12 protein-coding genes and 1 pseudogene are annotated in these 11,920 nt (G+C 69.4%); 8 read left to right on the top strand and 5 right to left on the bottom strand.

Annotation, left to right across the window (positions count from 1 at the left end; translation table 11 throughout):
• Positions 1-95: FAD-binding protein (locus ACZ69M_RS49775; RefSeq protein ID WP_470060325.1), on the bottom strand; the 95-nt coding region annotated here is incomplete at its 3' end.
• A 330-nt stretch (positions 96-425) separates the two neighbouring features.
• On the bottom strand, positions 426-1,322 hold the full coding sequence (locus tag ACZ69M_RS49770) for an RNA polymerase sigma-70 factor (RefSeq protein ID WP_470060323.1): 897 nt from the start codon (positions 1,320-1,322) through the stop codon (positions 426-428).
• 340 nt (positions 1,323-1,662) lie between these two features.
• On the opposite strand from ACZ69M_RS49770, the gene ACZ69M_RS49765 reads away from it, so the two are divergent.
• Positions 1,663-2,214, top strand: coding sequence for a DUF5134 domain-containing protein (locus ACZ69M_RS49765; protein WP_470060322.1), 552 nt, complete (start codon positions 1,663-1,665; stop codon positions 2,212-2,214).
• A 75-nt stretch (positions 2,215-2,289) separates the two neighbouring features.
• On the opposite strand, the pseudogene ACZ69M_RS49760 reads toward ACZ69M_RS49765, so the two are convergent.
• Both ACZ69M_RS49760 and ACZ69M_RS49755 read right to left on the bottom strand, forming a co-directional pair.
• A pseudogene (locus ACZ69M_RS49760) lies at positions 2,290-3,048 on the bottom strand (PIG-L deacetylase family protein).
• Positions 3,049-3,497: 449 nt separating this feature from the next.
• A complete protein-coding gene (locus ACZ69M_RS49755; RefSeq protein WP_470060321.1) occupies positions 3,498-5,147 on the bottom strand; it encodes an FAD-dependent oxidoreductase in 1,650 nt (549 codons plus the stop codon).
• 254 nt (positions 5,148-5,401) lie between these two features.
• Here ACZ69M_RS49755 and ACZ69M_RS49750 point away from each other — a divergent pair, with 254 nt between their 5' ends.
• The 7 genes from ACZ69M_RS49750 to ACZ69M_RS49720 all read left to right on the top strand — a co-directional run bounded on the left by ACZ69M_RS49750 (position 5,402) and on the right by ACZ69M_RS49720 (position 10,727).
• Complete coding sequence (locus ACZ69M_RS49750; RefSeq protein ID WP_470060320.1) at positions 5,402-6,523, top strand: SchA/CurD-like domain-containing protein; 1,122 nt, start codon at positions 5,402-5,404, stop codon at positions 6,521-6,523.
• Positions 6,524-6,592: 69 nt separating this feature from the next.
• Positions 6,593-7,075: a cupin domain-containing protein gene (locus tag ACZ69M_RS49745; protein ID WP_470060319.1), complete on the top strand. Its 483-nt coding sequence runs from the start codon at positions 6,593-6,595 to the stop codon at positions 7,073-7,075.
• A complete protein-coding gene (locus ACZ69M_RS49740) occupies positions 7,072-8,340 on the top strand; it encodes a beta-ketoacyl-[acyl-carrier-protein] synthase family protein (RefSeq protein ID WP_470060318.1) in 1,269 nt (422 codons plus the stop codon). The genes ACZ69M_RS49745 and ACZ69M_RS49740 overlap by 4 nt, the downstream gene beginning before the upstream one ends.
• Positions 8,337-9,602 (top strand): ketosynthase chain-length factor, encoded by a 1,266-nt coding sequence (locus ACZ69M_RS49735; RefSeq protein ID WP_470060317.1) that lies wholly within the window; start codon positions 8,337-8,339, stop codon positions 9,600-9,602. The genes ACZ69M_RS49740 and ACZ69M_RS49735 overlap by 4 nt, the downstream gene beginning before the upstream one ends.
• 26 nt (positions 9,603-9,628) lie before the next feature.
• Positions 9,629-9,889, top strand: coding sequence for a phosphopantetheine-binding protein (locus ACZ69M_RS49730; RefSeq protein WP_470060316.1), 261 nt, complete (start codon positions 9,629-9,631; stop codon positions 9,887-9,889).
• A gap of 2 nt (positions 9,890-9,891) precedes the next feature.
• The gene (locus tag ACZ69M_RS49725; protein WP_470060315.1) at positions 9,892-10,368 is read left to right on the top strand and encodes an SRPBCC family protein; all 477 of its coding nucleotides are present in this window, start codon (positions 9,892-9,894) and stop codon (positions 10,366-10,368) included.
• A 26-nt stretch (positions 10,369-10,394) separates the two neighbouring features.
• Positions 10,395-10,727: a TcmI family type II polyketide cyclase gene (locus ACZ69M_RS49720; RefSeq protein ID WP_371643483.1), complete on the top strand. Its 333-nt coding sequence runs from the start codon at positions 10,395-10,397 to the stop codon at positions 10,725-10,727.
• 94 nt (positions 10,728-10,821) lie between these two features.
• Here the strand turns inward: ACZ69M_RS49720 and ACZ69M_RS49715 are convergent, their stop codons facing one another.
• Complete coding sequence (locus ACZ69M_RS49715; RefSeq protein ID WP_470060314.1) at positions 10,822-11,877, bottom strand: methyltransferase; 1,056 nt, start codon at positions 11,875-11,877, stop codon at positions 10,822-10,824.
• Positions 11,878-11,920 lie beyond the last annotated feature (43 nt).

Here is an 11,920-nt window from a genome sequence, read left to right as displayed (position 1 = left end):
CCGGCCTCGGCCAGCTCGATCGCCGCTCGCAGCCCGGCTCCTCCGGTGCCGATCACCAGCACCATGGTGGAAATACGTTGTTCGGTGATAGCCACGGTTTACTCCGATCGCCAAGGTTGTCACTGACTACGACCGGGCCACCGAAGTATCTGTGACACGCTCGGCGCCATCGGGGTCGTCACGGCAGTACGCGGTCCACAGGCAGGTCCGAGTCGCATCGAAGGGGTCGCCCATCAGAGCGCGCGGCGGCTGTCACCACACCGTGGGTCCCTTGGTCATATCTCCAGCCAGAAAACGGTACGCCGCAAGTCGGCCGAGCGCTGATCAGCTCCGGCTGCCGGCGTTCGCAAAGAAGAGGCCGCCGACGCCGACCTGTGGTTTCCCTCCTGACGAGCCGCCCGTCCCGCTCCGGTGACCGAGTTGCCTCAGCTGTCCAGCGAGGCCACGTAGGGAGCCAGTTTCGCCGGATTCAGGACCCACATGATGCGTTCGATGCCTCGCTCCGACACATCGACGGACAGCAGAGCCACGCTGTTCCCATCGGCCGAGACAAGGACGGCCGGCCTGCCGTTCGCCTCCACCCAGCGCACGTCCCGCTGGGGCCAGAAACGTGGGGCGAAGGCGGCGAGGTACTTGGAGACATGAGAACGTCCGACGACCGGAATCCTGGATGCTCCGCGGATCCCTCCGCCGTCGCTGTAGCTGACCACGTCCGCAGTGAGAACGTCCTCGAGGACCGACAGGTTGCCGGTCTGCGCCGCGGACAGGAACACCTCCAGCAGCCGCCGGTGAGCGGCAGGACTCACGGGCTCCCTGCGCTCCGCCGCCAGACGTTTGCGGGCGCGGCTCACCAGCTGGCGCGTATTGGCCTCGCTCGTCTCCAGCATGTCCGCGATCCGCTTGTACGGGTAGTCGAAGGCCTCCCGCAGAACGTAGGCAGCCCGTTCCACAGGGTTCAGTTTCTCCATGAGGTGAAGAACCGCCAGGTCGAGCGCCTCCGCTCGTTCCGCACCCAACTGCGGATCCACGCGTGTGTCGACCGGCTCCGGCAGCCACGGCCCGACGTACGACTCACGTCGCTTCGGTGCCGACTGGGCCAGGTTGATCGCCAGACGGGAAGTGACCGTGGCCAGAAACGCGGTCGGCTCCGAGATGTCGGCACGGTTGGTGTTCTGCCAGCGCAGCCACGCGTCCTGGACGATGTCCTCGGCTTCCACGACACTCCCGAGCACGCGGTACGCGATGCCGAAGAGGTGGGGACGCGCCTCCATGAATTCCCTCGTTGCCTGGTCGAGAGAGTCTGCGTCATCCCGGGCGCGCATAAGTGTCCTCCAGAAGTGCAGCACCATGCTACAAGGCGCCGGAGCGGTGCGCGCCTCCTCCGGAGGATCTTGAACGATGCCAGATGTTGTGACACCGCTTGACAACCTTCGTACGCCGAGCGGTCCTCCCGAGGGTCGGATACGGTCTCTCATGTCACAGATCCGACTCCGCCGCACCGCCACTCGGCCGGACAGGCCCATCCTCGAACCGGTCGATGAGGAGGAACTGGAGAAGCGGGCCCAGCTGCGGGCCGCGCGACCCACCGACTGACCTGCCGCCTGCTCGCACAGGCCGGTTCGGAACGGAGCCCGTGGGCTCCGAAGGAGGGCGCGATCCGGCATGAGCGCCACTGATGTCGTGTGCTGCATGCTGACAGCGCTGTTCACGGCCGGGGCCGTCCACGCGCTGCGGTGTGGCCTCCTTTCGCGGAGTTCCGGATGGCGCAGCCGAGGCGACCACCTTCTGCACACCGTCATGGCCCTGGCGATGGCGGTGATGCCGTGGAACGAGGGCGGCATGCTGTCGGAGGCGCAGACAACCTTCTTCGCGGCCGCCGCACTGTGGTTCCCGCTGACCGCCGTCAGCCGTCACCGGCAGTTCGAACTGACCGATGTCACACGGAGGTTGCCGTTCGCGGCAGGCATGGCCGCGATGGCCTGGATGACGCACCTCGGCCACTCCACGGGGTCGATGGCCGGCGACGTGGTCACCGGAGTGCTGGCGCTGTACCTCCTCGCGTGCGCTCTGCGGTCACTGACCCGGGACATGCCCATGCTGCGCAGAGCTTCGGGCACCCCGGACAGCTCCACCAGCATCCGGGCGCCGTACACCCACTTCTGGCACGGATCGATGGCCCTGGGCACGGTCATCCTGCTGCTCATGCACCACTGACCGCCATGTGACCATCTGACAGCAACGTGTGCCACGGCGGACGGAACGGTGCCAATGTGCCACGGTCGGACACGCTCAGCGGCTGAACAATTCGAAGACGACGGCCGGCTTCCCGTCGAACCGCGCACTGTGCGCGCCGGTGCTGTCCATCAGGAAGCGGCGCGTGTACGTCTCGGGATCCTCGTCGCTCAATGCCTCGATGTACGTACGATGCTGAAGCAGCGACTGCACTGCCTGTTCGAAGCCTCGGTCCGCATGTACCGCGTGGGTGGGGTTCGTGGAGTTGGCGACGGCCACCCATCGCACGCCGTCCCAGGGCGGCAGCTCCTGCTCGGCCAGTTCCGGGAAGATCCAGCGGTTGCCCGCGTCCGCCGCCGCGTCGAGGACGGCGCGCCCGACGGCCACGTGATCCGGGGTGTTCCAGACACCCGCACCTCAGGTCGCATGATGGTTCAGAGTGATCAGCAACTCGGGCCGGTGACGGCGGATGGCAGCGGCGATGTCGCGGCGCAGGGAGATGCCGTACTCGATGGTGCCGTCCTGGTGGTCGAGGAACTCCACCGCGCGGACCCCGACGGCGGCGGCACTGGAACGCTGCTCGCTTTCCCTGAGCGGTCCGGCCTCGGCCGGTGCCAGCGTGTCGATGCCTGCCTCGCCGCGGGTGGCGAGGACGTACGCTATTTCCCGGCCGTCCTGGACCCAGGACGCGACGGCGGCCGAGCATCCGTACTCGAGATCGTCGGGATGGGCCACCACGGCCAGCGCACGCTGCCAGTCGGTCGGCATCGGCCGCAGTTGCGCGAGAGGCGGTTCGGTCACAGCGCCTGCTTTCATGGGTTGTTCCCGTCGTCGTGCGAAAACCGAGGTCGGACGAGCTCGAGACGTTGACGATGGAACCCGAGGAGCCGCGCGGGTGGGTGGTGGCGGGCCGTCTCCGCGCCGCGGGTCGGGGTGCGCGGAGACGGAGTGTGCGGGCCGGGCGGTGATCTCCTTGCCGTGTTGTGGATACACAGCTATTGACCGGGGGGACCGCATACGTGTGACAGTGCGCCCATGTGGCCTGAGTCTCATCCGTCGCCGTTCCGCCGCGGCGCACATCTCCTGACGTACCGGGGACACCGTGGTCCGAAGGCATGGCTGGACGGCGGTCAGGAGGCTCGCCGTACACGCGAGGACGACCGGCGGTCGGGTACCCGTTCCGGGTGAGACCCTCGGCTCACCCGGAATGGGCACCGGCGCGCCGCGCCGACGCGGACGTCGGGAACACGGTGTGAAAGGAGCTGTCAGCCCCGGTCGAGGATCGCCGTGAGGGCCTCCCGCAGTGCCGTCTCGGGGCTCGCCGACGGGCCCTCGGAGCGCCAGGCGACGAATCCGTCGGGGCGGACCAGCACCGCTCCGTCCTCGGTGACGCCGTGCACCTCCGCCCAGTCCGCGTCGCTCGCGGGGGAGAGCTCCGCGTCGGCGCCGCTGCCGATCCGGTACGCGTCGAGCGGGATGGACAGCTTCTGGGCGACGTCCTTCGCCGCGCTGTGCCACTTGTCCGACGAGGTCAGGAACACCATGGACCGCTCGTACAGGTCGAGGGTGGAGACCCGGGTGCCGGCGCGGTTCAGCCACATGTGCGGTGCCCGGCTGCCGGGTTCGCCGGTCAGGCGCAGGCCGTCGGGGACGATCGGCGCCGACTGGTCGGCACCCAGGACCGCGCCGCGCGGATAGCGGTAGGCCAGCGCCACGTTGAGGATGCCGCCCTTCTTGCCGCCGGGACCGGCGGCTCCCGGCGCGGGGATGTACCCGGGGTGGCTGTGCTCGACCGAACGCGACGAGGCGCGGGCGCTGGTCGCCTCCGCGACCGGGCGGCGCTCGGCGTCGTAGGACTTCAGCAGTCCGGGGCCCGCCCAGCCGCCCAGCACCGCGGCCAGTTTCCAGGCGAGGTTGTGCCCGTCCTGGATTCCGGTGTTGGAGCCGAACGCACCGGTGGGGGACATCTCGTGGGCCGAGTCGCCGGCCAGGAACACCCTGCCGTCCGAGTAGCGCTCGGCGACCCGCTCGGCGGCGTGCCAGGCGGCTCTGCCGGTGATCCGCACATCGAGATCGGCCACGCCCACGGCGCGTCGGATGTGGTCCGCGCACCGCTCGTCGGTGAACTCCTCCAGGGTTTCGCCGTGTTCGGGGTGCCAGGGCGCGTGGAAGACCCAGTGCTCCTCGTTGTCGACCGGCAGGAGCGCTCCGTCGGCCTCCGGGTTGGTCAGATAGCAGACGATGAAGCGCCGGTCGCCGACGACGGCCGCGAGGCCCCGGGAGGTGAACGTGACGCTCACGTTGTGGAACAGGTCGCCCGGTCCGCTCTGTCCGATGGCGAGCCGCTCGCGGATCGGGCTGCGCGGGCCGTCCGCCGCGACCAGGTAGTCCGCGCGGACGGTGCTGTGCTCGCCCGTCTCCCGGCTCTTGAGCTGCGCGGTGATCCCCTGCGCGTCCTGCTCGAACGACAGCATCTCGGTGGAGAAGCGCAGGTCTCCGCCCAGCTCCCGGGCGCTCTTCAGGAGCACCGGCTCCAGGTCGTTCTGGCTGCACAGGCACCACGCGCCGGGGCTGAAGCGGGCGAGCCCGCCGCCCGGGTCGATCTCCTTGAACAGCCACTCACCGGCGTCGCCCACCAGCGTCGGCGTCTGCATGATGCCGTGGTTCTCCGCCAGGACCGAAGCGGCCTCCTCGATGCGTCGTTGCACCCCGGCCACCCGGAACAGCTCCATCGTCCGCACGTTGTTGCCGCGCCCCCGCGGATGGATCGAGGTGCCGGAATGGCGTTCGACCAGCAGGTGCGGCACACCGAGCCGGCCCAGGAACAGCGAGGTGGACAGGCCCACCAGGGAGCCGCCGACGATGAGGACCGGCGTGTGCTGACCGACCTCGCCGGCCTCTTTCAATCGGTTCATTGATTGCCTCCAGCGTCACCCGCGAGGTGAGTCAGGGATGGGATGCCGGCCGCTTTGAACGGCCATCAGTTTCCATGCCCTGTGCGGAGAGGATCGCGCGCTCCGGGCACCCGGATGGCACACAGTTCACTCGTCCGCACCGGCGGGCTCGCGCGCCTCGGGGGTCGCGTCAACGATCGGCACATGGCGACCCCGGCCTTTGGGACACGGCGGTCGTTCCTGACCTTCCGTGAAGAAGAGAAGAGGTGTGCCGGATGACTACTTCGGGACGTATATCGCAATCGGCCTTCGACGGCTCCAGGCTTCGGGTGATCCTGCTGCTCGACCTGTACGAAGGTGCTCAGGAACAGTTCCTCGACGCGTACGAGCACATGCGCAATCAGGTCGCGTCCGTTCCCGGACACATCAGCGACCAGCTCTGCCAGTCGATCGAGAACCCCTCGCAGTGGCTCATCACCAGCGAATGGGAGAGCGCCCCGCCCTTCCTCGCCTGGGTGAACAGCGAGGAGCACGTCGAGACGGTCCGGCCGATGCACAACTGCGTCCGGGACACCCGCTCGATGCGCTACAGCATCCTTCGGGAGACCAGCCCCGCCCAGCCGCACGGCCAGAAGTCTGCGAAGGCGGGTATGCAGGTCGAGGCCCGGGTGGGCGAAGGTGTGGCACGCCATGCCCTCACCTTCACCGTCAAGCCGGGTACCGAGTCGAAGGTCGCCGAGATCCTCGCCGGATACGAGTCCCCCCAGGCCCAGGTCGACGACACCACGCGACTGCGGCGCACCTCCCTCTTCATGCACGGCAACCGTGTCGTGCGTGCGGTGGAGGTGGAGGGCGACCTCATGGCGGCACTGCGTCACGTCGCCCGTCAGCCCGAGGTACGGGCGGTCGAGGAGGCCATCAACCCGTACCTGGAGCAGGACCGGGACCTGCGGGACCCCGACTCGGCGCGGGTCTTCTTCACCCGGGCCGCGCTCCCTGCCGTGCACCACGTGGTGTCCGGCGGCAAGGTACCCGCGGACCTGCGCCGCCACGCGCTCTACTACCCGGCCAAGCGCGGCTGCGGTATGGAGCTGGCCAGGTTGCTCGCCCACCAGGACGAGGCCGCGGCGGAGGACCCGAAGAGCCCGGTGTACGGGAGCACGGTCTTCCAGCGGGACGACATCGTGGTGCGTCTCATCGACGTGACGGGCGAGCTGGACGCGGACCCCGTCGCCGCGCTCGGAGTCAAGGGCGCGAAGAAGGCCGCGGAGCTGGAGCGTCTCCTCGACGGTGCCGCGATCGGCGTCGAGGGCTCCCTGGAGACGGAACGCAACATCAACCGCCTCCTGTCGCACGTCGACATGATGCCCGTCACCGACCGCTCGGCGGATTCCTGACAGAGGGCCGCGGCTCCGTCCGCGGCCCTCCCTCCCCGGACGTCACTGCCCCACCCGGAGGTATCAAGCATGTTCAAGAAGCATCCACGCATCGTGGACCTGAGCGAGACGGAACCCAACCGCAGGCGCGGAGGCGACATCCGGGCCATGCTCACGCCCGCCACTGCGGGGTCCACCAGCGGCTTCATGGGCCTGGCCCTCATCCAGCCCGGCGAGCGCATCGGTGAGCACTACCACCCGTACTCCGAGGAGTTCGTGTACGTCATCAACGGCGCCCTCGAGGTGGACCTGGACGGCGACAGCTTCGCCCTGAAGCCCGATCAGGGTCTGCTGATCCCGATCAACATGCGGCACCGCTTCCGCAACGTCGGCGACACGGAAGCCCGCATGGTCTTCCACCTGGGCCCGCTCGCTCCGCGTCCGAGCCTCGGCCACGTCGACACGGAGGTGACCGACGACACCGCGCCCGGCCCCGAGTTCGCCACCGCCGGGGCGGACCTGTCCGCGCCGGACCACGGACAGCCGTCCGAGCGAAGTGAGGCCATAAAGTGACCCGGCGGGTGGCCGTCACCGGTATCGGTGTGGTCGCTCCGGGCGGCACCGGGGCGACGGCGTTCTGGGACCTGCTGTCCAACGGCCGCACCGCGACCCGCGGCATCTCGCTGTTCGACCCGGTGGGCCTGCGTTCCCGCATAGCCGCCGAATGCGACTTCGACCCGCTCGCGCACGGCCTCGCCCCGGAGCTGAGTGAACACGCCGACCGGTACATCCAGTTCGCCGTGGTCGCGGCCGGGGAAGCCGTCCGCGACTCCGGACTCGACACCGCCAAGGAGGACCCCTGGCGGATCGCGGTCTCCCTGGGCAGCGCCGTCGGCGGCACCACCCGCCTGGAACACGACTACGTCCAGGTCAGCGAACGGGGCCGGCGGTGGGACGTGGACCACCGCGCGGCCGACCCGCAGCTGCACCTGGCGTTCTCGCCCAGCACGCTGGCCTCGGTCGTCGCCGAGGAGTTCGGTGCCCAGGGACCGGTGCAGACCGTCTCCACCGGCTGCACCTCCGGACTCGACGCGGTCGGCTACGCCTTCCACACCATCGAGGAGGGCCGGGCGGACGTCTGCATAGCCGGGGCCTCGGACTCTCCGATATCCCCGATCACCATGGCCTGCTTCGACGCAATCAAGGCCACCTCACCCGACAACGACGACCCCGAGCACGCCTCCCGGCCCTTCGACGTCCACCGCAACGGCTTCGTCATGGGCGAGGGCGGCGCGGTACTGGTCCTGGAGGAGTACGAGCACGCCCGAGCCCGCGGCGCGCACATCTACTGCGAGATAAGCGGCTACGCCACCTACGGCAACGCCTACCACATGACCGGTCTGACCAGCGAGGGGCTGGAGATGGCCCGGGCGATCGACACCACGCTCGACCAGGCCCGCCTCGACCCCACCCTGATCGACTACGTCAACGCGCACGGCTCGGGCACCCGGCAGAACGACCGGCATGAGACCGCCGCGGTCAAGCGGTCCCTGGGCCAGCACGCCTACAAGACGCCCATGAGCTCCATCAAGTCCATGGTGGGGCACTCGCTGGGCGCGATCGGCGCGATAGAGGTCGTCGCCTGCGTCCTCGCCCTGAAGCACCAAGTGGTGCCGCCCACGGCGAACTACGAAACTCCCGACCCCGAGTGCGACCTGGACTACGTGCCGCGCACCGCACGCCCGCGGAAGCTGAACAACGTGCTCTCCGTGGGCAGCGGATTCGGCGGATTCCAGTCCGCGGTGCTCCTGACCGGGCCGGGTGGGAGGACCCGATGAGCACACAGCGCACGCAGCGCACTCAGCACCCCCGGCGCGCGGTCATCACCGGCATCGGTGTGATCGCGCCCAACGGACTGCGCGCCGACGCGTACTGGAAGTCCGTCAGAGAAGGCCTCGTCGTCCTGGACCGGATCACCCGCGAGGGATGCGAGCACCTGCCGCTCCGTATCGCGGGCGAGGTCCGGGCCTTCGACGCCGCGGCCCTCATCGAGGAGCGGTTCCTCGTTCAGACGGACCGCTTCAGCCACTTCGCGATGGCGGCGACCGTGCTCGCCCTCGACGACGCCGGCCTCGGCCACGGTGATCCCGCGGACCCGTACGACATCGGCGTGATCACCGCCGCCGGATCAGGTGGCGGCGAGTTCGGACAGCGCGAGCTCCAGAAGCTGTGGGGCCAGGGATCCCGGTACGTCGGCCCGTACCAGTCCATCGCCTGGTTCTACGCCGCCAGCACCGGCCAGATCTCCATCCGGGGCGGCTTCAAGGGACCGTGTGGAGTGGTCGCGAGCGACGAGGCGGGCGGCCTGGACTCCATCGCGCTCGCCGCCCGGGGTGTACGACGCGGCACCGGCGCGGTGGTCGTCGGATCCGCGGAGGCCCCCCTCGCCCCGTACTCGATGGTGTGCCAGCTCGGATACCCCGAGATCAGCACCGCCGAGGATCCCGGTCAGGCCTATCGGCCCTTCACCGCGGGAGCGTGCGGCTTCGCTCCCGCGGAGGGGGGAGCCATGCTCGTCGTGGAGGACGAGACCCGCGCGCGTGAGCGCGGGGCGGCCGTCCGGGCCACCGTGGCCGGACATGGGGCCACGTTCACCGGAGCCTCCCGCTGGGAGCGGTCCAGAGAGGGTCTCGCCCACGCGATCCGTGGCGCCCTCGACGAGGCCGGCTGCGCTCCGGAGGAGATCGACGTCGTGTTCGCCGACGCCCTGGGCGTTCCGGAGGCGGACCGCGCCGAAGCCCTGGCCATCGCCGACGCCCTCGGCAAGCACGGCACCCGGGTCCCCGTCACGGCGCCCAAGACGGGCATCGGGCGGGCCTACTGCGGGGCCCCCGTGCTGGACACCGCGGCCGCGGTGCTCGCCATGGAGAACGGTCAGGTACCCCCCACCCCCAACGTGTTCGACATCTGCCACGACCTCGACCTGGTGATGTCGAGCGCTCGCCCCGCCGAGCTGCACACGGCCCTGGTCCTCAGCAGGGGACTGATGGGCTCCAACGCGGCGCTGGTAGTGCGCCGCGGCGGCGACTCCGCCCGATAGGACCGGGCGGGAAGGAGAACAGATCCATGATCACCACCGAAGTGACCCTCATCGAACTGGCCTCGCTGATGAAGAAGGCGGCCGGTGTCTCCGTCGACCCCGAGGACCTCGAGAAGTCGTCCGACTCCCTGTTCGGCACCCTCGGCCTCGATTCCCTCGGCCTGCTCGGCATCGTCGGTGAGCTGGAGAACCGGTACAGCCAGCCGCTGCCGCCCGACGCCGAGCGCTGCAAGACCCCCCGTGAGTTCCTCGACCTCATCAACAACACCCTCAAGTCTGGAGCCTGAAAGTGGCAGGACACACCGAGAACAGCATCACCATCGACGCTCCTCTCGACCTCGTCTGGGACATGACCAACGACATCGAGAACTGGCCGCGGCTCTTCAGCGAGTACGCGTCCCTGGAGGTGCTCTCCCGCGACGGCGACACGACGAAGTTCCGCCTGACCATGCACCCGGACGAGAACGGCAAGGTCTGGAGCTGGGTCTCGGAGCGGACCGTGGACCGTGTCAGGCGGACGGTGCGCGCCCGCCGCGTCGAGACGGGCCCCTTCGACCACATGAACATCCGGTGGGAGTACGAGGAGACCCCCGAGGGCACCCACATGCACTGGGTGCAGGACTTCGCGATGAAGCCCGAGGCCCCGGTCGACGACGCCTGGATGACGGACAACATCAACCGCAACTCCCGCGTCCAGATGGAGCTCATCCGGGACCGGATCGAGAAGGCCGCCCGCGACCGTCAGAACGCGCCGATGCCCGGCTGACAGCCGGAGCTCAGGAAGGACATCCGATGCACCACGCCCTCATCGTCGCGCGCATGGCGCCCGACTCGGCCCCGGCGATCGCCGATGTGTTCGCCGCCTCCGACCGGGGTGAACTCCCGCACCTGATCGGCGTCAAGCGCCGCAGCCTCTTCCAGTTCGGTGATGTGTACATGCACCTCGTCGAAGCCGACAAGGACCCGGCGCCCGCCATCGCGAAGGTGGTCGGGCACCCCGAGTTCCGGAGCGTCAGCGAGCAGCTGTCGGCGTACGTCAGCGCGTACGACCCGCAGACGTGGCGCAGCCCCAAGGACGCCATGGCCCAGTGCTTCTACCGCTGGGAGCGGGACGCCGTCTCCTGAGGCGAACGCCCGGACACAACCCGAGGCCGCCGACCCCGCGATGGACGCGGAGCCGGCGGCCTCGGGTTTTTCCCGGTGCGCCGGGAAGTCCGGATCAGCTGGGGATCGTGCACTCGAAGGCGTGCAGATACGCGTTGACCGGACGGAACTCGTCGATGACGAGCCCCGCGTCCGTCAGCCGGTCGACCATGCTCTGCCGGGTGTGCTTCGCACCACCGACATTGAGGAGCAGCAGCAGGTCCATGGCCGTGGTGAACCGCATCGACGGGGTGTCGTCCACGAGGTTCTCGATGACGACGACGCGGGCACCGGGCCGCGCCGCCTTGCGGATGTTGGCCAGCGCCCTGCGGGTGCTGTCGTCGTCCCACTCCAGGATGTTCTTGATGATGTACAGGTCCGCCTGGACCGGGATGTCCTCACGGCAGTCCCCGGCCACGACGCGCACCCGCTCGGCCAGTGAACCGCCGCCGCGCAGCCGGGGATCGGCGTTCTCCACCACTCCCGGCAGGTCGAGCAGCGTGCCGTGCATCCCGGGGTGCTTCTCCAGGAGACTCACCAGGACCTGGCCCTGACCGCCGCCGATGTCCGCGACCGAGGACACGCCGCGCAGATCGAGAAGGTTCGCCACGTCCCGCGCCGACTGCTCGCTGGACGTCGTCATGGCCCGGTTGAACACATACGCCGACTCCGGGGCCTCTTCGTTGAGGTAGTCGAAGAACTCCCGCTCGTACACGTCCTCGAAGACGTTCCGGCCGGAGCGCACCGCCTCGTCGAGCTTCGGCCAGACGTTCCACGTCCACGGCTCGGTGCACCACAGGGCGATGTAGCGGAGGCTGTGCGGGTCGTCCTCGCGCAGCAGCCGGGACATCTCCGTGTGCGCGAAGGTGCCGTCCGGGAGTTCGATGAAGACCCCCTGGCAGGACAGCGCGCGCAGCAGCCGCCGCAGGGTCTTCGGCTGGGCCTTCACCGTCGCCGCCAGGTCCTCCACGCGCAGAGGTGTGTCGCCCAGGGCGTCCGCCACGCCGAGGCGGGCGGCCGCGCGTACGGCGGCGGCGCACGCCGCTCCGAAGGCGAGCTCCCGCAGCCGCATGGACGGCGGCGGGGGAGCCGGATCGACCGTGGTCGGGGGAGCCGGATCAACAGTGGTCATGGTGGTGCCTCGCTTCTGGGGTCGTGCTGGTGGGGGGAGGGGG

This window comes from Streptomyces sp. NPDC107454 (assembly GCF_055582885.1).
This window is presented reverse-complemented; position numbering and strand designations above follow the sequence as displayed.